Below are 22,021 nucleotides of genomic sequence, written 5' to 3' on the forward strand. Positions count from 1 at the left end.
CCGTCGCCGTGTGGCGTCCGTCGGCGTGGCCGCGTTCGAGCGGTGCGTAGCGTGCTCGACCCGTTCTCACTGCTGACCGAAGACGAGGCGTCGCCGGAGGTGACGGCGGCGACAGTCGGTGACGTCTCGCGGGGGACGTTCTGGGCGTTCGTCGCCGCGCTGGTGCTTTCACAGTTCGGGCTCGCCGCCGTCAGCCTCGGCGCGCTGTACGGCCTCGTCCTCGGCCAGTGGCCCCTCGCCAGTGTGCTGGTTGCCGTCGGTGTCGCCGCGCTCGCCGGTGTCGGCGTGCTCTACTGGTGGCACCAGAGCCGGAGCGACGAGTGAATTTCGCGACCACGGGGTCGCGAGTGTCTCGAAACAGTGACAGCCGGCAGTATCAGTCGAGTACCGCCTGGATCTCCTCTGCGAGAGAGACGGCGATCGGTACGTCCGCGTCCTCGACGAAGCGGGCGATCTCCTCGCCGCCGCTCGCGCTGTCCGTGCCTTCCGGCACGCGCTCCACGACCACGGTCGGGATGTACTCGATCCCGTACTCCTCGACGCCGGGACCGGTCTTCGAGCCGTCGTCTTCCTTCTCGGTCTCGTGGTGGACGACGTTCGCTTCGGGGACCTCGGCGGCGTCTAACGCCGCGCCGAAGTCGGGCAGTTGCGAGCGGCAGTCCTTGCACCAGTCGCCGCCCCAGACCTTGTAGACCAGTTCGTCGCGGTGCTCGGCAAGTACGTCGACGGTGTCCTCGTAGGCCCCCTCCGACCAGACGGGGTTGGGCTCCATCGTTGTCAGTGGCATACCCCGGAGTAGCGCCTGGAGTCGCTTAACGCTCGCGCTCTCTCGGTCGTCACCGGTAACGGCACGCCATGCTGGTGACGGGGAGGGTTTTAACCGGGGACCCTCAAGATGGCGGTAATGAACGAGACAATCCTGGAGACGCTGGGGTCGCCGCTCGTCTCGGTCGCGGCACCCGAGGGCGCGACGGTCGCAGCCAAGGTCGAGTCGTTCAACCCCGGCGGCTCCGCGAAGGACCGCCCGGCGCGGTTCATGATCGAGGCCGCCGAGGAAGCCGGCGAACTGAGCGACGGCGACGCACTCGTCGAACCGACGAGTGGCAACACGGGGATCGGACTCGCGATGGCCGGCGCGGCCAAGGGGTACGACGTGTGCCTCGTGATGCCGGGCTCGAAGTCGCCCGAGCGCCGCCAGATAATGAACGCCTACGGCGCGGAGATCGAGCTCGTCGACGGCGACATCTCCGCCGCGAAAGACCGGGCCGACGAACTCGAAGCCGAGGAGGGGTACGTCCAGCTCCGGCAGTTCGAGAACGAGGCCAACCCGCGGGCACACTACGAGACGACGGGCACGGAGATCGTCGAACAGGTCGGCGACCGGACCGTCGACGCCCTCGTCGCCGGCATCGGCACGGGCGGAACTGTCACCGGCGTCGGCCGGCGGCTCCGCGAGGCGTTCCCGGACGTGGACATCGTCGGCGTCGAACCGGCCGACAACGCCGTCCTCTCGGGGCAAGAGCCCGGGACCGGCGAGGACAGCTTCCAGGGGATGGGACCGGGGTTCGTCAGCCCGAACCTCGACGTGGACCTGCTCGATTCGGTGACGACGGTCGAACTCGCCGACGCCGAAGCCGAGTGTCGCCGTCTGGCCCGCGAGGAGGGAATCCTCGTGGGCCAGTCCTCCGGGGCGTCGAATCTCGCCGCCAGAGAGAAGGCCGCCGAGTTGCTCGACGAGGGCGTCGCGGACCCGCTCGTCGTGACCGTCTACTGGGACAGCGGCGAGCGCTACATGTCGACGGGGATGTTCGACGAGTAGCGTACCGATTGCAACGATAGACACATCGATCGCACAGCAGTGCGATCGGGTGTGCATCGAAGTTCGATAGCCAGGATAGCACCGTCAGAAGTCGCCTCGACCGCGTTTTGAGCCTCCACAAGGAGTTTATCAGTACGGCCGGCAGAGACGGGTATGCAACGATCTCGCCGCCGCGTCCTCGCAGCCAGCGCCTCGCTGCTCGCGGCCGGCTGTGTCGGGACCGATCCGGAGAGCGACCGCCCGGATCAGCGCTCGCCGACTTCGAGCCCGAACGAGTCCGAGACGGCCGACTGTACGTCGGGCATCGTCCTCACGACCGGGCCGTACGCACCGGCCGACGACCTCCCGGTCAGCCTGAACGAGACGGAGCGATCGATCGTCGAACGGGCAGCCAGCGACGGGCCTGCGGCGTACACGACCGACGGCTCCAGACCGCTGCGCGACGGCGTGATCGTACGCCACGACGGCGCGTTCTACCGGACGGCGTCCGAGATCGTCGCCGTCGACGCGATTCCGGCCTACGAGATGGACGTGTCCTGGGAAGCGGGACAGACCGCGCCCGAGGGCGCGACGGTCGTCCACTTCGGAGAGCTACCCGAACCTGACCGGGCCGCGCTCGAATCGGCAGTACTGAACCCCGAATCAGAGGGTGATGGAGACGGGCTCCCGCAGCGACAGCTCTCGATTCGAGCGTTCCCGGCACCCTACCCCGACGGCGGGACGGACTCGCGGCTCGTCGGGAATCGGACCTGGGTCCGGTGGCGAGACCGGACGATGCGCGTCGACGTAGCCGGCGACTCCGAGGAGACCAAAGAGCGGCGAACCTTCGAGTACACCCTCGAACGGGTCGCCACAGACGAGTCCGCGCTCCGTTCGTTCGCCGCCGAGCGGTATCTCGTCGCGCTCGACGACCTGCCCGAAGCGCAACGGTCGATCCTCACCGCCGCGATCGACGGCCGCTACGAGGAGTGCGCCCCGGCGTCGACGGCGCTGTCGGCGCTCCAGGAGCGCCTGTCCGAGGCCGAACAGCTCCCCCACCCGAACGACGACGCGTGGTACGTCGCCCTCGACGGAGAGCGGTCGCTGCTCCAGATCAACGAGTGGGTCCGCTGACGGTCGTCGGCAGTCTCATACTACCGGCTGTAAATCTGTGAACGATTTCGCCACCCCGGGGTGGCGAAGATCTTCACGAAGTTACAGCCGGCAGTATCAGGCACCGAACTCGTCTCTCGACACCCTGACGACGACCGTCTCGTCGACCGCACGCAGATCGTACTCCGGGATCGAATCGCCGGTCCGCGTCACCAGCATCGGCTCGACGAGTCGGGGTTCGGCGTCGTCGTCCTCGGACTCTTCGACGCCGTACACCTTCAGGAACCGGTCGCGTTCGTCCTCGTCGACGGCGTCGTCGCGCATCGCCGTCGCCAGCGACCGCGAGAGCCACTCCGTCTCGCTGACCGACGGTTCGAGCACCATCGCGGCGTCGGTGAAGCGAACGAGATACCAGTTGAGGTCGTTGCAAAGCGCCACCGCGGCCCCCAGGCTGACGGTCTCGACGGCCAGGGCGTTGGCGAACGGCTCGCGAATGTCGTAGGTCGCCAGCGCTTCCCGTGCGGTCTCGCGCGAGAGCAGTTCGTACCGGAGGTTGCAGTCCTCGGAGCCGACGAGACACACTCGCGCCATCGTGCTGTCCGAGACGGTCGCCGGGGATAGTGGTTTCGCTCTCAGCGGTCGCGGGCGACGACCTCGGCACGCTCGGCGACGGCCCTCGCACGCTCGAACAGGTCGTCAGGTTCGCGCTCGCGGAGGGCGTGCAGGTCGGCGTTCGTCTCGGGCAGCGACGGCGCGACGCGGTTACAGCCGGTCGGGATCGTCGACGCCTCGAAGGTTCCGATCTCGCGGGCTAGCTGCGTGATATCGGCCTTGTCGGCGGTCAGGTTCGGCCGGAAGACTGGACAGTCGACCGCCGCGTCCGTCACCGCGAGGTTGGCGCTCGTCTGGCTCGACTTCTGTCCGATCGCCTCGCCGGTCGCCACGCCGACGGCGTCGGTACGCTCGGCGATCCGGGCTCCGACGGCGAGCATGAACCGCCGCAGGGCGAGCATCCGCCGTGCGTCCAACTCCGCTGAGAGCCGTTCCACGACATCCCCACCGTCGGCGATTCGCACCGAGAGGTCGAAGTTCGGGACGTAGCTGGCGAGCGTCTCGACGGTCGAGAGGGCTCGCGCGCGGTGGTCCGGGCCGCCGTACCCTCCGAGGTCGACGTACACCGGCACGACGGGACAGCCGCGCTTGAGCAGCTTCCAGGCCGCGACGGGAGAGTCGATCCCTCCGGAGAGCAAGACGACGACGGGTTCCTGGGTCCCGACGGGGAGCCCGCCGGGACCCGCCTGCTTGTCGAGAAACAGGTACGCGACCTCCCGACGACACTCGACGTGGAACGTCAGGTCCGGCTCGTCGAGGTCGACTGCCGGATCGCCGCCCGCCGCTTCGATCGCGGCCCACACGGCAGCGCCGCCGTCGGACTCGATGTCCTCGCTGGAGAAGTCGTGGGCAGACTGCTGGCCGGCCCGGCGAGCGTCGACCGCGAAGGTGCCACCGTCGAATCGCTCGCGTGCGATCTCTGCCAGCCCCTCACAGATGGCATCGAGCGTCGGCTCGGTGCGGACGGCGGCGCTCGCAGAGACGACGCCGAAGGTGTCTGTCGCGGCCTCGACGGCGGCGCTGGGCTCGTCGGTGTGGACGAACAGCCGCGTCCGTTCGCGCTCGACGGAGCCGTCGACGCCGCGATCCGCGAGCAACGCCGAGAGGTTCGTCGCCAGTCGCTCCTCCATCGATCGGCGTACCTGTTCGCTCTTGGTCCCGATCTCGCCGTGGCGAACGAGGACGATGTCGGCTCCCGGCGGGTGCATACCGATGCTTGACCGATCCGGGATAAAGGAATGTCGCCTCATACGGAGCGTTGTCGTTACGTACCGGTGAGCGTCTACCCCGTGGCGACACTCACCGGTAGATCGCTACAACCGTCCGTATCAGATCGCACTCCCCGGGTCACTCCGTTCCCCGCGTCGGTTCGAGGCCGGTCGCTCCGCGCCTCGCAATTTCCGAGAGCCGCGCTCCCGATGGTCGCTTTGGCTCTCGCTGCTCGCGTGTCATTCCCTCCGCTCTCTCCCGCTCGTAATTTCCGAGAGCCGCGCTCCCGATGGTCGCTTTGGCTCTCGCTTAGAACGTCGAGAGTTCACCGTCGACGACGCGCCGGGTGACGTTGGTCACGTCGGCCAGCTCGTCGTCGATCGCGGCCTCGACCTCGTCCTCGATGTCCGCGACGGTGACGCCGTCCTCGGTGACGAGTTCGGCGTCGGCGACGTGGGGCTGGTCGATCGGCGAGCCGATCTGAGAGAGCAGTCGGATCTGGAGCTGTTCGATGCCGTCGACCTCGTCGACGACGCTCTTTGCGATCTCCGTCGAGAGGAGGTTGTAGATCTTTCCGATGTGGTTGACCGGATTCTTGCCGGAGGTAGCCTCCATGCTCATCGGTCGGTTCGGAGTGATGAGGCCGTTCGCGCGGTTGCCGCGGCCGACGGAGCCGTCGTCGCCCTGCTCGGCGGAGGTGCCGGTCGTCGTCAGGTAGATCGACCCCTCGTCGTAGTCGTCGGCGGTGTTGACGTGGACCGTCACCGCTCGGTCGGTGAACTCCGTGGCGAGGTCTTCGACGTACCGGCGGACGCTGGCGACGGCGTCCTTGTACGCTTCGAGGTCCTCGATGTGTCGATCCACCATCGCCGCGGCGACGGTCACGTCGATGTGGTCGCCCTCGCGCTTGCCCATCACTTTCACGTCCTGCCCGATTTCCGGGTGGTCGACCGAGTACTCGCCGTTGAGCCGTTGCTCGGTGGCTTTGACGATCTGTTCAGTTTCCGACAGCGGTGCGTGCCCGACGCCGTAGCTCGTGTCGTTGGCCATCGGTACGGACCCCTCGTCGCCGAACACGTCCTGGAGGTCGCCGCTGCCCTCGCCGAGACGAACGTCGACGACGATGTCGGTGCCGACGTCCAGATACGGGAAGTTCGCTTCCAGGTAGTCCCGCGCCGCTTCGAGCGCGATCGTCTCCGCGGGAATGCGCTCGCCCTCGTAGGTCTTGGTCGCCCGTCCGACGATCAGCAGATAGATCGGTTCCAGCACCTCGCCGCCGCCGAAGGCCGGAGCGGCGGTCCCGGCGACGAGCTGGCTCTCGTCGGTGTTGTAGTGCAGGACCGTTCCGAAGCGGTCGAGGTACGTCTGTGCGAGGGCCCGCGAGACCGTCTCCGCGACGCCGTCACAGATCGAGTCGGGATGACCGATCCCCTTTCGCTCGACGATCTCGACGCCCTGTTCCTCGACTGCCAGCCCAGAAGACGGCTGCACGTGGATGTTCCGATCTGTCATTGGTACTGCGTTCGATGGCCCCGGTTCTATAACTTGCGGAAACCAAATCCTCGGATATGATTACTCTCTCGCATCAGCGTCGGCGTCGTCGAGTAACAGCCCGAGGTACGAGGTCCGGATCTGGTCGTCGGGATCCAGTCCGAGGTCGCGCATGAGGTCGGCCGCGCCCTCGCGCGCGGCGTCGATCTCCTCGGCCTCGGTCTCGACCTCGACGAACGAGCCCGCGCCCGCGACCGAGTCGAGCGTGACCGTGTAGCCGTCGAGCCGGTACCGATCGCGCTCTTTGCGAACCGTCGCCGCGGCCTCGAACCCGACCGACTCGAAGATCGCCGCCGCGTCGTCACCGTCGCCGACGGCGGTCTCGATCTCCTCGCGGGTCTTCGACCCCGCGTCGACTTTGGGGCCCTTGTAGGTCATCACCGCCGAGGACTCGCCGTCGACGGTCTCGCGACGCACCCGCAGCGCCTCGTCGGTTTCAGCGAACTCTCTGTGGGGGGCGTCGTAGTAGGTGTCCGCCTGTTCGACGGTGCCCAGGAACGCCGCCCCGAGCGCGTCGAGCCGCTCGCGCACGGGCTCGTGATCGGTCTCGACCTTGAGTTCGACCTCGTACATACCCCGAAACTGACCGTCAGGGGATAAAATGCATTCGAGAACGACGGGAGCGAGCGCGATATCGGGGCCCGTCGGCCCCGGTCGCGCAGCCGAAACGTTGTTCTTAAGAGTGCAACGCCAGACCGATAGGGTATGAGTAACGAATCCGAGGCCGACGCGGACGAAGAACTCGAAGAGCAGGACGCAGAAGAATCAGCGGCCGATGAAGAGGAAGCCCAGGGCTTCGAAGAGGGCGACTTCGTCGAGATGGCCTACACCGCACGCACCGTCGAGGGCGGCGACCTCGTCGACACGACAGACCCGGAAGTCGCAGAAGAGGAAGGCGTCGGCGAGGACCAGGAGTTCGCACCGCGAACGATCGTCCTCGGCCAGGGCCACCTGTTCGAGGCCGTCGAAGAGGACGTCTACGGTGAGGAAGTCGGACACTCCGGCACCGTCACCGTCCCCGCGACCGAGGCCTTCGGCGAGTACGACGAGAGCGAGGTCCGTACCGTCGCGGCCGACAAGATCCCGGAAGACGACCGCTACCCCGGCGCACACGTCGACGTCGACGGCGAGCACGGCCACGTCGAGACGATCATCGGCGGCCGCGCACGCGTCGACTTCAACCACCCGCTGGCCGGCGAGGGCATCGAGTACGACTACGAGGTCCTCAGCGAGGTCGATGACCGCGAAGAGCAGGCCCAGGGCATCCTCTCGATGATGCTCGACATGGAGCTCGACGTGTGGTTCGAGACCGAGACCGTCGAGGAAGAGCAGCTCGTCGAGTCCGACGAGGACGACGAGGACGCCGAACCCGAGACCGAGACCGTCGAGGTCGAGAAGGACACGCTCTACATCGAGGCGACGCCCCAGCTGACGATGAACCAGCAGTGGATGATGGGCAAACAGCAGATCGCCCAGCAGCTCACCCAGCTGCTCGACATCGACCGCATCATCGTGCAGGAAGAGCTCGGCGGTGGCGGCATGGGCATGCCCGGCATGATGGGCGGCATGGGCGGCGCTGGCGGCGCTGACATCGAGGACGCGCTCGAAGACGCAGACGTCGACGCCGACGAGATCATGGACGAGATCGAAGGCGCAGCCGACGAGTAAGCGTACCGCGCCTCTGGCGCGGTTTCACTGAACCGAGTGTAACGAGGTTCAGCCTTTTTCGCCCACGTTTTTCGAGGAGTGGTTCGCGAGTAGTGCGGGACCGAAGGTCCCGCATACCGTGCGAACGGGCGCTCCGCGCCCGTGAGCAGACGCAGCGAGCGAATCCCGACGCTGAAAAAGGTGGGTGTGACGCCGACGAGATCATGGACGAGATCGAAGGCGCAGCAGACGAGTAAATCGCTCCCGCAACTTCTCCCGTTTTTTCACCCTCACCAGTTGCGTCGCTGTCGCGTAATCAGTATCGCGTATATCTCTGACATCGAAAATCAGCCAGCGGTATCAGCGTCGTTCGACGAACGTCGCGTCGGCGGAGGTCTTGCCCTTGTTGAACGACAGCACCTTCGCCCGGATCACGTCGCCTTCGGAAAGTCCAGACGGGATGTCCTCGACGAAGAGGACGAACCCCTCGACCTTGCCGACGGCGACCTTCTCGCCGGAGTGGTGCGTGCTGAAGTCGGTGATCCCGAAGTCGTAGGATTCGCCGATCTCGACGGGTGGATCGCGCTGCTGGGCCGCGTCGTGGGCGCGTTTCGACTGGCGTCTGTCGGACGCGCCGCGTCGACGCCACCAGATCGCGACGAGCGCCAGAGCGAGCACCGCGGCCCCGCCGACCGCGAGCGGGGCCACACCGTCGACCGGAAGCGAGTTCATACCGACGACTGTGGAGGGTGTCGCAAATAAGTTGGAGGTATTCGACCGCAGGCGGACGCGGGTACCGCGACGGTGCTAACTCACGAGAATGTGGGCGGCGATGTCCTCGCGGATGATCGTATCGCAGTACTCACAGCGGACGCCGTCGTCGAGCACCTCGAACGCCGAGTCGACGGGCTCGGACTCGGTCGTGATGCAGTTGCGGTTCGGACACTCCAGGACGCCCTGGACGCGGCTGGGGCGTTCGACGCGGTGTTTCTCGGCCACGTCGAAGTTCCGGACGATGTTGATCGTCGCGGCGGGTGCGATCAGCGACAGCACGTCGACCTCGTTCTGTGAGAGTTCACGGCCCTCGACTTTCACGATGTCTTTCTTGCCCAGGCGGTCCGAGGGGATGTTCATCGCGACCGAGACCTCCTCGCCGCTGGTGCCGTCGATGCCGATGATCGCCAGCACGTTCAGCGCCTGGCCGCCGGGAATGTGGTCGATCACGGTGCCGTTGCGGATCTTGCTCACGCGGAGTTCGGGGTCGTCGCTCATTGTGACTCCTCCAGAACCATGTCCAGTAGCGCCATCCGGACGGGGACGCCGTTGTGTGCCTGCTGGAAGTACTGTGCGCCGTCGAGTTCGTCCACGTCGTGAGCGATCTCGTCGACCCGCGGGAGCGGGTGCATGACCGTCAGATCCTCGTTGTGCTCGCGGATCGTCGCCGCGTCGATCTGGTACTCCCCGGCGACCTCGTGGTACTCGCTCTCGTCGGGGAACCGCTCTTTCTGGATCCGAGTGACGTAGAGGACGTCCAGTTCCGACAGCACGTCGTCGAGGTCGGTGTGCTCGCGGACCTCCGCGCCGGACTCGTGGAGGTCGTACCGCACCGACCGGGGCAGTTGCAGGCTCTCGGGGCTGACGAAGTGCTGGCGAGCGTCGAAGACGGTCAGGGCGTGGGCCAGCGAGTGGACGGTGCGGCCGTACTTCAGGTCGCCCATGATTCCGATCGAGAGGTCGTCGAAGCCAGCGTTCTCGCGGATCGTGTACAGATCAAGGAGCGTCTGTGTCGGGTGCTGGCCGGCACCGTCGCCCGCGTTGATCAGCGGCGCGTCGACGAACTCGCTGGCCATCTGGGCCGCGCCCTCGCTGGGGTGGCGCAAGACGAGCGCGTCGGCGTAGCCCTCGACGACGCGGACGGTGTCTGCCAGCGACTCGCCTTTCTTGACGCTGGAGGACTCGACCGTGCCCATGTCGACGATGTCGCCGCCGAGGCGTTTCATCGCCGCTGTGAAGCTCATCTTCGTCCGAGTACTGGGTTCGAAAAAGAGGAGGCCGAGCAGGGACCCCTCGTGTCGGTCCGCGTAGGCCGACGGATCCGCCGCGATCTCGGCAGCGCGGTCCAGCACCGCCTCGATGTCCTGGCGGGAGAGCTGTTTGGCGCTGATGATGTGGTCCTGGCGCATCGATAGGTACCGTGGCCGCGACGGCCTTGAATCTCCCGAACCGTCCCGAGCGTTCAAGACGGATGACGAGACAGTCCCCGCCATGCTCGCGATCGCAGGCGGTAAGGGCGGGTCGGGAAAGACCACGACGACGGCGTGTCTCGCTCGCGGGCTGGCGGGCGAGGGGCGTGCTCCGATCGCCGTCGACGGCGACTGTGACATGCCGGACCTGCACCTCGTCGCGGGAGCGTGCCCACGGCCGGGTATCGGTGCCTACGAAGACGGAGCGTCCCTCGACGAAGTCACGCACTCGGCCGTGGAGTTGCCCGGCGTCGAGGTGCTGCCGGCAGGTCGTGGCGGCGTCGGGGCACTCGAAGCGACCCTAGAGCAGTTGGCCGCGACGCCGCGGCCAGTCGTCGTCGATACGCCAGCCGGCGCGTCGCCGGTCGTGGCGACCGCGTTGCGCGCGGCCGACGCGGTCGTCGTCGTCTCGACGGCCACGCCGGAGAGTCTCGAAGACGCAGCGAAGACCGCGGCCATGGCTCGCACGCTGGGGACCCGCGTTCTCGGTGCGGTGGTGACCCGGAGCGCGGGCCGGATCGAGCCGGAACCGCTGCTTGGCTGCCAGACGCTTACCCACGTGCCGGACGTGACAGCACCGCTGACCGACGGGACCGTGGCTGCGCGGTACGACCGCGTCGTCGACGAGGTGGCCGAACGGAATATTTAATCCGTGTCGGGACGTGTCTCACAGTGGCATGGTGAATCGTCTGCGGACGGGGATCGACGTTCTCGACCGCAAACTGGATGGGGGAATCCCGGAGGGGAGCATCGTAGCCCTGACGGCGGATCCAGCGAGCCAGGCAGAGCTGTTTCTGTACGAGTTGACCGCGACGCGGGGGACGCTCTGGCTCTCGCTGGACCGGACGGCCACCGCGGTGCAGGCGAGTATCGAGCAGACCCCGGCAGAGACCGGCGACCCGACGGTGCGACACATCTCGGGCGAAGCGCCGCTGGACAACGCGGGCAAACTGGTCAGTGCGCTCCCGGAGACCTCGAACCTGATCGTCGACCCGCTCGACGTGCTGGAGGCCCAGGAACCACACTCCCGGTTCCGTGCCTTCATGAACGACCTGCAGACACACATCGTCAACACGGGCAGCATCGCCATCCTCCACTGTCTGGACGGCCGCGAGGTCGCGTCGTTGCGAGACACGACGGAGCACTTCGCGGACGTCGTCTTCCAGCTCGACACCACCGTCTCCGGCGACGAAGTCGAGAACAGGCTGGCGATTCCGAAGTTCCGCGGCGGCCGCGCCCCCTCGGACGTGATCAAGCTCGATCTGGTCGAACAGGTCAGCATCGACACGTCCCGAGACATCGCGTAGTCGACCACCGGAGTTCCTTTGCCGACTCGTCGCCCAGTGTCGACGATGACAGTCGTCTTTGCCGGCGTCGGAGCCGACGACAGCAACGTCAACGCACACGGGCCGCTGTACCCGGACGGCCGCTTCGAGTACGTCCCGATCCCGGAGAAGACGCCCGACACCGACGAACCGGAGACGTTCGGATCGTGGGACCTGCGGTACGACGACCGGACTGGGGCCGACCTGACGAACCGACTCGACACCTATCCCGAGGACGGGAGCGCAGAGACGGTGCGTGACGAGGCCGTCCCAGACTGGCCGCTGCACCGCGACCCCAACTTCGAGGCGATGACCTACGGCGAGCACCGCGAGGGGTTCGGGCAGTACGTCTCGCGGCTCTCGCGCCTCGGCGAAGGCGACGTGGTGGCGTTCTACACCTCGCTCGTCGAGGAGGGATCAGAGCGCAAACATCGCTATCTCGTCGGCTACTTCACCGTCGAGACGCGTACCGTGATCGAACCCGACGACCCGATCGACATGAAACGCGAGAAGCTCGCACGCCACCCCGAGAACGCCCACGCGAAGCGAGCGACGGACGGCGTCCCCTTCTACGACGACAAGCGGCTGGTGTTGCTCGACGGTCGCACACCCGGTGGGCTCTTCGAGCGCGATCCGATCAAGTTGAGCGAGTACCGCGACCGCCCGGACGGTCCCGGTGGGTACTATCTCGACCCCGCCGTGGCCGAGCGCTTCGCCGTCTCGGAGGGGTCCGACTACATGACCCGAAAGCCCGCCCTGGTGAGCGAACTTGACGGCGAGGAGTTCGTCGAAGTGGTTGGTCGGCCGGGCGATCGCTAACGGCGGCCAGCGTTCGTTCTCGTCTCGGCGACGACCCGTACTGACGAGACTGGCAAGATTTATAATCCAGTGATATAACTAGCTTATCCATGACGACGCAGCTCCAGCGTGCCAGCGACGGAGAGATCACACCGGCGATGGAACGGATCGCAGAGCGCGAGAACGTCGACGCCGAGTTCGTCCGCCAGCAGGTCGCGGACGGGCAGGCCGTGATTCCGGCCAACGTCGGCCACGAGACGCTCGACCCGATGATCATCGGCCGGGAGTTCTCGACGAAGGTCAACGCCAACATCGGCAACAGCGAGGAGACGAGCGATCTCGACGGCGAACTGGAGAAGCTCCACACCGCGGTCCACTACGGCGCGGACACGGTGATGGACCTCTCGACGGGCGCGAACTTAGACGAGATCCGCGAGGCCAACGTCGACCACTCGCCCGTTCCCGTCGGAACGGTCCCCATCTACGAGGCCGTCAAGCGCGCCGGCAGCCCCGAGGAGATCACCCACGAGCTCCTGCTGGACGTGATCGAGAAGCAGGCCGAGCAGGGGGTCGACTACATGACGATCCACGCGGGCGTGCTGATGGAGCACCTCCCGCTGACCGACGGCCGCAAGACCGGGATCGTCTCTCGCGGCGGGTCGATCATGGCCAAGTGGATGGAGGAGAACGGGATGCAGAATCCCCTGTACACGAAGTACGAGGAGATCTGCGAGATCTTCCGCGAACACGACGTGACCTTCAGTCTCGGCGACGGCCTGCGGCCCGGCTGTATCGCCGACGCGAGCGACGAGGCACAGTTCGCAGAGCTGGACACCCTGGGTGAGCTGACCCGCAAAGCGTGGGACGAGGGCGTCCAGGTGATGGTCGAGGGACCGGGCCACGTCCCGATGGACGAGGTCGCGGACAACGTCGAGCGCCAACAGGAGGTCTGTGACGGCGCGCCGTTCTACGTCCTCGGCCCGCTGGTGACCGACATCGCGCCGGGTTACGACCACATCACCAGCGCGATCGGCGCGACGGAGGCCGGACGCGCGGGCGCGGCGATGCTGTGTTACGTCACGCCGAAAGAACACCTCGGCCTGCCCGAACGGGAGGACGTGCGAGAGGGGCTCGCCGCATACCGGATCGCCGCACACGCCGCCGACGTTGCCAACGGCCGCGACGGAGCCAGCGACTGGGACGACGCTCTCTCCGAGGCCCGCTACGCCTTCGACTGGTCCGAACAGTTCGAACTCGCGCTCGACCCCGAGCGCGCCAAGGAGTACCACGACCAGACGTTGCCGGGTGACAACTACAAGGACGCCCGCTTCTGTTCGATGTGTGGCGTCGAGTTCTGCTCGATGCGGATCGATCAGGACGCACGGGAGGGCGACGAGATGGCGTCGATCGCCGACGAGACCGACCTCGAAGGGTCGGCGGCCGCGTCGGTGAACCGACCGCCCGTCGGCACCCACGACAGCGACGCCGAACTGCACCACCACGAGGGGCGACCCACCGTCGTCGGCGACGACGACTGATACTGCCGGCTGTCACCGGTTCGAGATATTTGCGACCACGGGGTCCCAAATTCGTGACAGACGGACAGCCGACAGTATGAGACAGATCGCCGTAGCGGTTTTCTCGATTTCCCATCGTTCCGAGACACTGCGGCGGGTGGACGACCCTCTCGGCGGCGGTCCGTGACCGACTGCTCGGGGCGACGGTCGCCCTCCCGCGACCCGAACCTATAAGGTTCCGTCAACTGCCACCTAGCATGTGGTTTACGAGACAGGTAACCGAACGATCGACGACGCTGTCGCCCGCGTGATCGACGGCGAACAGTTGGATCGCCGCGACGGGCTCGCGCTGCTGGCCCAGCCCGTCGGCGAACTCGCAGCGGGGGCCGACTACGTCCGGTCACAGTTCGGTGACGGGACCGTCGACGCCTGCTCGATCGTGAACGCGAAGGCCGGCAACTGCGCCGAGGACTGTGGCTTCTGTGCCCAGTCGGTCCACTTCGACACCGGGATCGAGAACTACGGCTTCCTCGATCCCGAGGAGATCCTCGCCGCGGCCAAGCGCGCCGAACGCGACGGTGCCCAGCGCTTCGGGATCGTCGTCGCCGAGAAGGGGGTCTCGAAAGAGCACCGACCCGAGGAGTGGCGCGAGGTGTTGCGAGCTATCAGGCTCGTCCGCGACGAGACGGCCGTAGAGGTCGACGCGAGTCTCGGCATCCTCACGGAGGAAGAAGCGGCCATCCTGGCCGACGAAGGACTCAACCACTACAATCACAACATCGAGACCTCGCCGCGCTTCTTCCCCGAGATCGTCGACTCCCACAGCTTCGAGGATCGGGTCGCGACCCTGGAAGTCGCCAAGGAGGCAGGCATGGACCTCTGTGCCGGCGTGATTCTGGGGATGGGCGAGTCCCCGGCGGATCGCGTCGACGCGGCGGTCGCCCTCCAGGACATCGGCGTGTCCTCGCTCCCGGTCAACATCCTCAATCCGGTCGCCGGGACGCCCCTCTCCGAGAAGCTGAACGGGACGGCCGACATCACGACCGAGGAGATCGTCAAGACGATCGCAGTGTACCGATTCCTCCACCCCGAGGCACGGGTCCGACTCACCGGCGGCCGGGAGGTCAACCTCGACGAGGACGAACAGCACCTCCCGTTCGAGGCGGGTGCCGACGGGATGCTCACCGGCGACTACCTGACGACGGACGGCCAGTCGCCCGGTGACGACATCGAGACCGTCGAGCGAGCGGGACTGGAGCCGAACATGGCCGAAAACGAGTTCGACCCGGCGGCGGTCAAGGAGCGAGACGGCGACGCAACAGATCCCGACGCCGTCGTCGAGACGGCGGCCGGGACGGCGACCAGCGAAGCAGAATCCGGAGACTGACACCATGGACGACATTCGATTCGCAGTACTCGGAACGGGTGGTATCGGCAGACGAACGCTCGAAGTCGCGACCCACCGAGACGGTCTCACGCCCGTCGCGGCGTGTGATCGCAACGGGGTCGCCATCGACCACGACGGGCTCGACGTGGAGGAACTGCTCGACGCCACCGAGGGCAACATCGCGAGCGGCCCGGCCGACGACCCCGACGCGACCGACGGCTCGTCTGATCTGCGATCAGACGGCGGCGCGGCGGCCGGCGGCGTCAAACAGCACGGCGAGCAGGCCGGCATCGTCGCCAGCGACCAGGGCCGAGAGACGGAGACGCCGATCGACGACGTGATCGCCGAAGCCGACGAGATCGACGCGGTCCTGATGGCGCTGCCCAACCTGGAGCACGACTTCATCCCTCGGGTCGCCCAGCGCTTCGCAGACGCCGACTACGAGGGCGTCCTGATCGACGTGCTCAAACGCTCGCGCGTGATCGGGATGCTGGAAGACCGCGAGGAGCGACTCGTCGACGCCGGCATCACGTTCGTCTGTGGGGCCGGTGCGACGCCGGGGCTGCTCACCGGAGCGGCGGCGCTCGCCGCTCAGTCGTTCGTCGAGATCGAGTCCGTCGAGATCTGGTGGGGCGTCGGCCTGAAGTCGGGCTACGAGGACAACCGCGGCACCGTGCGAGAGGACATCGCCCACCTCGACGGCTACGACATCGAGTCGGCCCGCGAGATGAGCGAGGCGGAGATCGAGGCGCTGATCGACGAGCACGACGGTCGCCTGGAGTTCGACGACATGGAACACGCCGACGACGTGTTGCTGGAGCGGGCCGGCGTCTGTGACGCCGAGGACGTGACCGTCGGCGGGATTCTCGACGTGCGACAGGACGAGAAGCCGACGACGACGACCGTCAGCGTGACCGGCAGGACCTTCGACGGCGAGACGGGGACCAACACCTTCCAGCTCGACGACGCGACGAGCATGGAAGCCAACGTCAACGGCCCCGCGATCGGCTACCTGAAGGCCGCCGTGTTGCGAAATCGCGCGGGCGACTACGGCGTCTACGGGCCGGCAGAACTGATGCCGACGTTCTGATGACACACGGCTTTTCGCTCGGGCGACGGCTCGAACAGCGCGAGGAGCGCGGCCTGCGACGCCACCTGAACCCCGCCGAATCGGTCGCCGGCCGGACCCGGCTGGCCGACGATCCGGGCGGTGACGCCGCCGACTTCGGCGAGCCGGAGCTGGTCTTCGCCGCGAACAACTACCTCGGGCTGGCCGACGACGGCCGGGTCCAGCGAGCGGCCGAGGCCGCGGCACGGTCGATCGGTACCGGTGCCGGCGCGTCGCGGCTCGTCACGGGGGATACGACGCTCCATCGAGCCCTGGAGCGCGACCTCGCAGACTGCAAGGGAACGGAGCGCGCGCTCGCGTTTTCGTCTGGCTACGCTGCAAACGTCGGTGTGATCGACGCGCTCGCGCCGGACGTGGTGTTCTCCGACGAGCTGAACCACGCCAGCATCGTCGACGGCTGTCGGATCGGGGCCGGCGAGACGGTGGTCTACGACCACTGTGATCCCGCGGATCTCGCGCGGCGGATGGACGCCCGAAGCGGCGACGCCGACGACGAGTCGTGGCTCGTCCTCACCGACAGCGTGTTCTCCATGGACGGCGACCGCGCGCCGCTGTCCGACATCTGTGACGTGGCCGAGCGCCACGGCGCGTGGGTGATGGTCGACGAAGCCCACGCGACCGGCGTCGTCGGTACCGACGGTGGCGGTGTCGTCCAGGCACAGGGCGTGAGCGACCGGGTCGACGTACAGCTCGGGACCCTCTCGAAGGCACTGGCCGCACAGGGCGGGTACGTCGCCGGTGCGGAGACGCTGATCGAGTTCCTGCTCAACGAGGCCCGGACGTTCGTCTTCTCGACCGGACTCGCACCGCCGGCCGCCGGAGCGGCACGCGAGGCGCTCCGGATCGCCCGCGAGGGGTCTCGGCGGGAGCGACTCTGGGACAACGTCGAACGGCTCCGGGACGGCCTCGAAGCCGCCAGGTTCGAGGTGCTGGGCGACACGCACATCCTCCCCGTGGTCGTCGGGGACCGAGACGACGCGATGGCACTCGCGGCGGCCGTCCGCGAGCGGGGCATCGTCGCACCGGCGATCAGGCCGCCGACCGTCCCGGCTGGCCGGTCGCGGCTCCGGGTCGCGCCGATGGCAACCCACGACGAGGTGGCGATCGAGCGCTGTCTCGACGCCCTCGCGCGTGCCGGCACGGAGTGTGAGCTGCTGTGAGCCTGTTCGTGGTCGGGACCGACACCGGCGTCGGCAAGACGGTCCTCACGGCCGGCATCACGGGGTGGCTCCGCCGGGACGGAATCGACGCGACCGCGGTCAAGCCCTGCCAGACCGGTGTCCCGGCGGACGACGACGCGCGCTTCGTCGAGCGCGTCTGTGGCGACGCCGCGGCCGCGACCTGTCTGGAACGACTCGGCCCGGCGCTGGCCCCCGCCGTTGCGGCCCGCGAGGCGGGCGTCGAACTCTCCTACGACCGTCTGCTGGCCGGCTGTCGCGCGGCCGTCGAGGACAGCGAGGCGACCGTCGTCGAGGGGATCGGCGGACTTCGGGTCCCGCTGACGGCGACCCACGAGGTCGTCGATCTCGTCGGCGACCTCGACCTGCCGACGCTGGTCGTCGCCCGCTCCGGGCTGGGGACGCTGAATCACACGGCACTGACCGTCGAGGCGCTGCGTCGCCGGGGCGTCTCCGTTCGCGGGGTCGTCCTGAACGAGTACGAGGGCGCGACCGTCGCCGAGCGGACGAATCCACGCGAGATCGAGACGGCCAACGACGTGCCGGTGGCGACGCTGCCGCCGGTCGACGTGGCAGACGGCGAGGCGCTCGTCGACGCCGTGGCGTCGGCGCTCCCCGAGCGATTTCGCGGCGTCGAAAGTGGCGGCGACTGAGAGTGCTGCCAGCGGACCGCCGACCAGTCGTCTGCGGAGTGGTCCAGCGAGGCTCGCTCAGAGATCGACCGAGAGCAGCCGTTCAACGTCGACGCCTTCGGCGAGCAGTTCGCCCATTCGGTCGACGGTGTCTCCGGTTCGGGTACGTCCCGCGTGGAGAACGTCCTCGACGCGATCGATCGTCGTCCGGGTGTCCGACTGGACGAGCAAGATCGGGACGCCCTCTTCCTGTGCGCGACCGAGGACGGCACTGGCCGGTCGGAAGCCGCCGGTCAGCAACAGCGCCTTGATGCCCGCAGACTCCAGTGCGGCCGTCTGGACCTCCGAGCGGTCGCCGCCGGTGATCATGACCGCGTCCCGTGTCCGCCGGAACTGGTCGAGCGCACTGCTGCCGCCCATCGCGCCGACGGTGAACCGCTCGACGTGTTTGTCGAGGTCGATATCCGGCGTCAGGACGTTACAGCCCAGGCTCCGGGCGAGTTCCTCGACGGTGACGCCCGACAGCTCCGGGACCGTCGGGAGCGCGCCGAACACCGGAACGTCCCGCCCGTCGAGGAACGGGATCACGTCGTCGTTGAGGTCGTCCATCTTGGCGTCGGCGACGCCGTTGAAGACGACGCCTTCCAGCCGGTCGCCGGCCGTCTGTGCGCTGCCAAGCACCGCGTCGGTCGTCGCCACGGAGTCGTACCCCGTGACCAGCAACATGCGGGCGTCGAGGGCCTCGGCGATGTCCACGTCGTCGAGGTCGACGATGCTCCCCGTCGAGAGGTCGCCGCTCCCCTCGACGATCATCAGGTCTTTGTCCTCGGCCAGATCCTCGAAGCTGTCGACGACCCGCTCGCGCAGTTCGTCGGGATCTTCGCGCCCGCGGATCGCCTCCTGAATGAACGTCGGGGAGTAGACGATCGGCTCCATCTCGTGCATCTCCGCGTCGAGATCGAGCAGTTCGCGCGCGAGCATCGGGTCCTCGTCGCGGGTCTTGCCGACCGCACTCTGGAGCCGCGTGCCCTTCGGTTTCATGTACCCCACGTCGTAGCCCGCCTGCTGTGCGCGCCGAGCGAGCGCGAGGGTGATCGCCGTCTTGCCGATGCCGTCGTTCGTCGAGGTGACCAGTAGCGTGTTCATAGTTCCTCCTGATCGAGGGTCAGCCGCAGGTCGATCGCCGCGACGCCGTCGTTGGTCGCGACGAGCGGGTTGATGTCCAGTTCGACGATCGCTGGGAAGTCCGTGACGAGCTGTGAGAGGCGCTGGATCGTCTCGACGAGCGCGTCCTCGTCGACCGGATCGCGACCGCGTGCGCCCCGCAACAGCGGGGCCGACTCGATGTCGTCGAGCATCGAGCGGGCGTCGGGCTCCGAGACCGGCGCGACCCGGAGCGTCGTGTCTTCGAGTACTTCGACGAAGATGCCGCCGAGTCCGAACAGGACCAGCGGGCCGAACTGGGGATCTCGGTTCACCCCGAGGATCGTCTCGGTGCCCGCGTCGACGTCCAGCATCTCCTGGACCTGGACGCCGAGGATCGTCGCGTCCTGCTGGTAGTTGCGCGCTCGCACGACGAGGTCCTCGTAGGTGTCCCACACGTCCTCCGGTGAGACGCCGACCTCGACGCCACCGATGTCGGACTTGTGGAGGATGTCCGGACTCACGATCTTCATGACGACCTCGTCGCCGATCGATTCCGCGACCGACTGGGCCTCCGACGGGGAGTCGACGACCTCGCCCTCCGGCGTCGGAATCCCGTAGGCGTCGAGCAAGTCCATGGCCTCGACGCCGAGGCGGTTCTGGTTTCGGTCCGCGGCCGACGACAGGATGCTCCGGACCCGCTCGCGGTCCACGTCGAAGGTCTCGGGGTCGGTGTACTCACGGGACTGGATGTCGTCGTAGCGGGCCAGCGCGTCGAGGCTGTCGACGGCCCGCGCCGGGTCGAAGTAGTTCGGAATGCCGGACTCGGTCAACGTCGAGGCAGCGGGACCGACGCTCTGGCCGCCCATCAGCGTGGTCGCGACGGGAATGTCGTACTCCTGCTGGCAGTCGACGACGACTTCCGCCAGCTCCTCGAACGAGAGGACTGCTGTCGGACAGGCGACGACGACCGCCATGGCGACGTTGTCGTCGGCCATGACGGTCTCCAGGGCCGCCTCGAATCGGGCCGCCGGTGCGTCGCCGATGATGTCGACGGGGTTGTAGATGTTGGCCTCGTCGGGCATCGTCTCGGCGAGGCGCTCGACGGTGTCGTCGGTGAGGTCGGCCAGTTCGAGGCCGCTGTCGCCGACGGCATCGGTAGTCATCACGCCGGGTCCGCCCGCGTTCGTGACGATCGCGACTTCCTTCCCCTCCGGGAGGGGCTGGTCGGCGAGGATCTGTGCGTAGTCGAACAGCTCCTGGACGGTCTCGACCCGGATCGCGCCGGACTGTTCGAGACCCGCCTCGTAGGCCGCTTCCGAGCCGGCCATCGCGCCGGTGTGAGAGGCGGCGGCGCTGGCACCGGCGTCGGTCCGGCCGGACTTGACGAGCACGATCGGCGTCTCCTGTGTGACCTCGCGGGCGGTCTGGACGAAGCCCGCGCCGTCCTCGATGTCTTCGAGGTAGCCGAGGATCACGTCGGTGTCGGGGTCTGCACCCCACTCGTCGATGAAGTCCCGTTCGTCGAGGATCGCCTTGTTGCCAAGCGAGACGATGTCTTTGAATCCCACGTCGCGTTCGGCGGCCCAGTCCAGGACGGCCGTGACGAACGCGCCAGACTGGCTCATGAACGAGATACCGCCACTCGTTGCCATCTCGTTGCCGAACGTGGCGTTGAGCCCCGTCGGCGTGCTCATGATGCCGAGGCTGTTCGGGCCGACGAGGTTGAGGTCGTACTCGGCGGCCGTCTCTCTGAGGTCTTTCTCGCGTGCTGCACCCTCCGTACCGGTTTCGCCGAAGCCGGCGGTGATGACGACGACGTTCTCGATCCCGGCCTCGCCGGCCTCGCGGATCGAGTCGACGGCGACGTCGGGTGGGACGACGATCACCGCCACGTCGATGTCTGCCTCGACGTCGGCCACGGTGTCGTGGCAGGGCAGACCCAGCACGCTCTCCTTGTACGGGTTTACCGCGACGATATCACCCGTGAACGACGCCTGCAAGTTTTCCGTGATCGCGCGACCGACTGCACCGTCGGAGTCTGTCGCACCGACGACGGCGACTCGGTCGGGCGAGAACAACGTTGAGAGGCGTCCCATGCAGTTCGACCTTCCCTGCGTGACGGGATAATTCTGCTGGCGGTGTCTCGGGCGGTGAGAACGGCCCGTCGATTGTTGAGACTTTTATGCATCGAGTGCGAACCTCGCGCGATGGAGTCCGCCGACAGCGACCTGTTCGACACCACCGACGTCGAGCGATCGGCCAGCGAGTTCGCGGTCGATCCAGCAGCGTTGACCGAGCGACTCGCCGACCACCAGGCGGCAGTCGAGGAGTTGCCCGGCGTCGAGAACCTCGTCTACGAGTGGCGCAAGCAGTACGAGGACCCGCTGATCGAGCGCACGGCCGAGGTCTACTACCTGCGAGTGCCGGCGACCGTGTGGGACGAGTTCGGGGACGCACTCGGCGTCAGCGATGCGATGCTCGGTGCCGTCGTCGACGTACACCGCCGGACCGTCTCGACCGCGAGTGACGTGTCGTCGACGCCACCGGACGGTGTCGCGTACGTGGCGCTCGACCGCACGCTGTAGGTCGCGACCCGACATTGCCGGCGGTCGACTTTCTGGGACCGTCGTTCCCGATCGGACAGCAGGTCGTCTCGGCTGATCGGCTCCCACAGAGCGTGGAAAACACTACATCTAGTTGCCACGTTGTGCAGGATTCGAGAATTAGGTTTGCCAA

23 protein-coding genes are annotated in these 22,021 nt (G+C 67.3%); 13 read left to right on the plus strand and 10 right to left on the minus strand.

What is annotated here, in order from left to right; genetic code table 11:
• Positions 1–42 precede the first annotated feature (42 nt).
• Positions 43–324 (plus strand): hypothetical protein, encoded by a 282-nt coding sequence (locus tag ACAH01_RS09195; RefSeq protein WP_170094291.1) that lies wholly within the window; start codon positions 43–45, stop codon positions 322–324.
• A 52-nt stretch (positions 325–376) separates the two neighbouring features.
• Here ACAH01_RS09195 and ACAH01_RS09200 read toward each other — a convergent pair whose 3' ends face one another.
• The gene (locus ACAH01_RS09200; RefSeq protein ID WP_170094290.1) at positions 377–787 is read right to left on the minus strand and encodes a thioredoxin family protein; all 411 of its coding nucleotides are present in this window, start codon (positions 785–787) and stop codon (positions 377–379) included.
• Between the two features lie 117 nt (positions 788–904).
• Between ACAH01_RS09200 and ACAH01_RS09205 the strand changes: the two genes are divergently transcribed.
• Together ACAH01_RS09205 and ACAH01_RS09210 are read left to right on the plus strand one after the other, a co-directional pair.
• Positions 905–1,819, plus strand: coding sequence for a PLP-dependent cysteine synthase family protein (locus ACAH01_RS09205; protein WP_372478972.1), 915 nt, complete (start codon positions 905–907; stop codon positions 1,817–1,819).
• A gap of 153 nt (positions 1,820–1,972) precedes the next feature.
• Positions 1,973–2,932 carry a hypothetical protein gene (locus tag ACAH01_RS09210; RefSeq protein WP_372478973.1) on the plus strand — a complete coding sequence of 320 codons (960 nt, stop codon included), beginning with the start codon at positions 1,973–1,975 and terminating at the stop codon, positions 2,930–2,932.
• A gap of 96 nt (positions 2,933–3,028) precedes the next feature.
• Here the strand turns inward: ACAH01_RS09210 and ACAH01_RS09215 are convergent, their stop codons facing one another.
• The 4 genes from ACAH01_RS09215 to cyaB all read right to left on the minus strand — a co-directional run bounded on the left by ACAH01_RS09215 (position 3,029) and on the right by cyaB (position 6,856).
• On the minus strand, positions 3,029–3,502 hold the full coding sequence (locus tag ACAH01_RS09215; protein ID WP_372478974.1) for a DUF5804 family protein: 474 nt from the start codon (positions 3,500–3,502) through the stop codon (positions 3,029–3,031).
• 41 nt (positions 3,503–3,543) lie between these two features.
• The gene (locus ACAH01_RS09220; RefSeq protein ID WP_372478975.1) at positions 3,544–4,731 is read right to left on the minus strand and encodes a tRNA sulfurtransferase; all 1,188 of its coding nucleotides are present in this window, start codon (positions 4,729–4,731) and stop codon (positions 3,544–3,546) included.
• A gap of 310 nt (positions 4,732–5,041) precedes the next feature.
• Positions 5,042–6,244: a methionine adenosyltransferase gene (locus ACAH01_RS09225; RefSeq protein WP_372478976.1), complete on the minus strand. Its 1,203-nt coding sequence runs from the start codon at positions 6,242–6,244 to the stop codon at positions 5,042–5,044.
• Between the two features lie 60 nt (positions 6,245–6,304).
• Positions 6,305–6,856, minus strand: a complete 552-nt coding sequence (gene cyaB, locus ACAH01_RS09230; RefSeq protein ID WP_372478977.1) for a class IV adenylate cyclase — start codon at positions 6,854–6,856, stop codon at positions 6,305–6,307.
• 132 nt (positions 6,857–6,988) lie between these two features.
• Between cyaB and ACAH01_RS09235 the strand changes: the two genes are divergently transcribed.
• Positions 6,989–7,951 (plus strand): peptidylprolyl isomerase, encoded by a 963-nt coding sequence (locus tag ACAH01_RS09235; RefSeq protein ID WP_372478978.1) that lies wholly within the window; start codon positions 6,989–6,991, stop codon positions 7,949–7,951.
• Between the two features lie 339 nt (positions 7,952–8,290).
• Here ACAH01_RS09235 and ACAH01_RS09240 read toward each other — a convergent pair whose 3' ends face one another.
• The 3 genes from ACAH01_RS09240 to pyrB all read right to left on the minus strand — a co-directional run bounded on the left by ACAH01_RS09240 (position 8,291) and on the right by pyrB (position 10,113).
• Positions 8,291–8,662, minus strand: coding sequence for a TRAM domain-containing protein (locus ACAH01_RS09240; RefSeq protein WP_372478979.1), 372 nt, complete (start codon positions 8,660–8,662; stop codon positions 8,291–8,293).
• Positions 8,663–8,737: 75 nt separating this feature from the next.
• The gene (pyrI, locus tag ACAH01_RS09245; protein ID WP_153553300.1) at positions 8,738–9,202 is read right to left on the minus strand and encodes an aspartate carbamoyltransferase regulatory subunit; all 465 of its coding nucleotides are present in this window, start codon (positions 9,200–9,202) and stop codon (positions 8,738–8,740) included.
• Positions 9,199–10,113: an aspartate carbamoyltransferase gene (gene pyrB / locus ACAH01_RS09250; RefSeq protein ID WP_170094281.1), complete on the minus strand. Its 915-nt coding sequence runs from the start codon at positions 10,111–10,113 to the stop codon at positions 9,199–9,201. The genes pyrI and pyrB overlap by 4 nt, the downstream gene beginning before the upstream one ends.
• 82 nt (positions 10,114–10,195) lie before the next feature.
• On the opposite strand from pyrB, the gene ACAH01_RS09255 reads away from it, so the two are divergent.
• From ACAH01_RS09255 to bioD, 8 genes are all read left to right on the plus strand, one after another.
• On the plus strand, positions 10,196–10,822 hold the full coding sequence (locus tag ACAH01_RS09255; RefSeq protein WP_372478980.1) for a MinD/ParA family protein: 627 nt from the start codon (positions 10,196–10,198) through the stop codon (positions 10,820–10,822).
• A gap of 28 nt (positions 10,823–10,850) precedes the next feature.
• On the plus strand, positions 10,851–11,480 hold the full coding sequence (locus ACAH01_RS09260; RefSeq protein WP_015763253.1) for a transcriptional regulator: 630 nt from the start codon (positions 10,851–10,853) through the stop codon (positions 11,478–11,480).
• Positions 11,481–11,525: 45 nt separating this feature from the next.
• A complete protein-coding gene (locus tag ACAH01_RS09265) occupies positions 11,526–12,317 on the plus strand; it encodes a hypothetical protein (RefSeq protein ID WP_372478981.1) in 792 nt (263 codons plus the stop codon).
• 89 nt (positions 12,318–12,406) lie between these two features.
• Positions 12,407–13,834, plus strand: coding sequence for a phosphomethylpyrimidine synthase ThiC (thiC, locus tag ACAH01_RS09270; RefSeq protein ID WP_372478982.1), 1,428 nt, complete (start codon positions 12,407–12,409; stop codon positions 13,832–13,834).
• Between the two features lie 238 nt (positions 13,835–14,072).
• The gene (gene bioB / locus ACAH01_RS09275; RefSeq protein ID WP_170094277.1) at positions 14,073–15,200 is read left to right on the plus strand and encodes a biotin synthase BioB; all 1,128 of its coding nucleotides are present in this window, start codon (positions 14,073–14,075) and stop codon (positions 15,198–15,200) included.
• A gap of 4 nt (positions 15,201–15,204) precedes the next feature.
• The gene (locus ACAH01_RS09280; protein ID WP_372478983.1) at positions 15,205–16,290 is read left to right on the plus strand and encodes a transcriptional regulator; all 1,086 of its coding nucleotides are present in this window, start codon (positions 15,205–15,207) and stop codon (positions 16,288–16,290) included.
• Entirely contained in the window at positions 16,290–17,489 is a 1,200-nt protein-coding gene (locus ACAH01_RS09285; RefSeq protein ID WP_372478984.1) for an aminotransferase class I/II-fold pyridoxal phosphate-dependent enzyme, read from the plus strand. The genes ACAH01_RS09280 and ACAH01_RS09285 overlap by 1 nt, the downstream gene beginning before the upstream one ends.
• Positions 17,486–18,160: a dethiobiotin synthase gene (bioD, locus tag ACAH01_RS09290; RefSeq protein ID WP_170094274.1), complete on the plus strand. Its 675-nt coding sequence runs from the start codon at positions 17,486–17,488 to the stop codon at positions 18,158–18,160. The genes ACAH01_RS09285 and bioD overlap by 4 nt, the downstream gene beginning before the upstream one ends.
• Before the next feature lie 57 nt (positions 18,161–18,217).
• On the opposite strand, the gene ACAH01_RS09295 is transcribed toward bioD, so the two are convergent.
• Positions 18,218–19,285: a phosphotransacetylase family protein gene (locus ACAH01_RS09295; protein WP_372478985.1), complete on the minus strand. Its 1,068-nt coding sequence runs from the start codon at positions 19,283–19,285 to the stop codon at positions 18,218–18,220.
• The gene (gene acs, locus ACAH01_RS09300; protein ID WP_372478986.1) at positions 19,282–21,381 is read right to left on the minus strand and encodes an acetate--CoA ligase alpha subunit; all 2,100 of its coding nucleotides are present in this window, start codon (positions 21,379–21,381) and stop codon (positions 19,282–19,284) included. Before acs ends, ACAH01_RS09295 begins: the two co-directional genes overlap by 4 nt.
• A gap of 111 nt (positions 21,382–21,492) precedes the next feature.
• On the opposite strand from acs, the gene ACAH01_RS09305 reads away from it, so the two are divergent.
• On the plus strand, positions 21,493–21,870 hold the full coding sequence (locus ACAH01_RS09305) for a hypothetical protein (protein ID WP_372478987.1): 378 nt from the start codon (positions 21,493–21,495) through the stop codon (positions 21,868–21,870).
• The last annotated feature ends 151 nt before the right edge of the window (positions 21,871–22,021 follow it).

This window comes from Halomicrobium sp. HM KBTZ05 (assembly GCF_041530035.1).
Taxonomy (GTDB): domain Archaea; phylum Halobacteriota; class Halobacteria; order Halobacteriales; family Haloarculaceae; genus Halomicrobium.

Coding starts and splice junctions, on each gene's coding strand:
- ACAH01_RS09255 (WP_372478980.1), top strand. CDS start 10,196: ATGCTCGCGATCGCAGGCGGTAAGGGCGGGTCGGGAAAGACCACGACG.
- ACAH01_RS09225 (WP_372478976.1), bottom strand. CDS start 6,244: ATGACAGATCGGAACATCCACGTGCAGCCGTCTTCTGGGCTGGCAGTC.
- ACAH01_RS09295 (WP_372478985.1), bottom strand. CDS start 19,285: ATGAACACGCTACTGGTCACCTCGACGAACGACGGCATCGGCAAGACG.
- ACAH01_RS09200 (WP_170094290.1), bottom strand. CDS start 787: ATGCCACTGACAACGATGGAGCCCAACCCCGTCTGGTCGGAGGGGGCC.
- ACAH01_RS09240 (WP_372478979.1), bottom strand. CDS start 8,662: ATGAACTCGCTTCCGGTCGACGGTGTGGCCCCGCTCGCGGTCGGCGGG.
- pyrB (WP_170094281.1), bottom strand. CDS start 10,113: ATGCGCCAGGACCACATCATCAGCGCCAAACAGCTCTCCCGCCAGGAC.
- thiC (WP_372478982.1), top strand. CDS start 12,407: ATGACGACGCAGCTCCAGCGTGCCAGCGACGGAGAGATCACACCGGCG.
- ACAH01_RS09205 (WP_372478972.1), top strand. CDS start 905: ATGAACGAGACAATCCTGGAGACGCTGGGGTCGCCGCTCGTCTCGGTC.
- ACAH01_RS09260 (WP_015763253.1), top strand. CDS start 10,851: ATGGTGAATCGTCTGCGGACGGGGATCGACGTTCTCGACCGCAAACTG.
- ACAH01_RS09235 (WP_372478978.1), top strand. CDS start 6,989: ATGAGTAACGAATCCGAGGCCGACGCGGACGAAGAACTCGAAGAGCAG.
- ACAH01_RS09305 (WP_372478987.1), top strand. CDS start 21,493: ATGGAGTCCGCCGACAGCGACCTGTTCGACACCACCGACGTCGAGCGA.
- acs (WP_372478986.1), bottom strand. CDS start 21,381: ATGGGACGCCTCTCAACGTTGTTCTCGCCCGACCGAGTCGCCGTCGTC.
- ACAH01_RS09265 (WP_372478981.1), top strand. CDS start 11,526: ATGACAGTCGTCTTTGCCGGCGTCGGAGCCGACGACAGCAACGTCAAC.
- ACAH01_RS09220 (WP_372478975.1), bottom strand. CDS start 4,731: ATGCACCCGCCGGGAGCCGACATCGTCCTCGTTCGCCACGGCGAGATC.
- ACAH01_RS09210 (WP_372478973.1), top strand. CDS start 1,973: ATGCAACGATCTCGCCGCCGCGTCCTCGCAGCCAGCGCCTCGCTGCTC.
- ACAH01_RS09280 (WP_372478983.1), top strand. CDS start 15,205: ATGGACGACATTCGATTCGCAGTACTCGGAACGGGTGGTATCGGCAGA.
- pyrI (WP_153553300.1), bottom strand. CDS start 9,202: ATGAGCGACGACCCCGAACTCCGCGTGAGCAAGATCCGCAACGGCACC.
- cyaB (WP_372478977.1), bottom strand. CDS start 6,856: ATGTACGAGGTCGAACTCAAGGTCGAGACCGATCACGAGCCCGTGCGC.
- ACAH01_RS09285 (WP_372478984.1), top strand. CDS start 16,290: ATGACACACGGCTTTTCGCTCGGGCGACGGCTCGAACAGCGCGAGGAG.
- ACAH01_RS09215 (WP_372478974.1), bottom strand. CDS start 3,502: ATGGCGCGAGTGTGTCTCGTCGGCTCCGAGGACTGCAACCTCCGGTAC.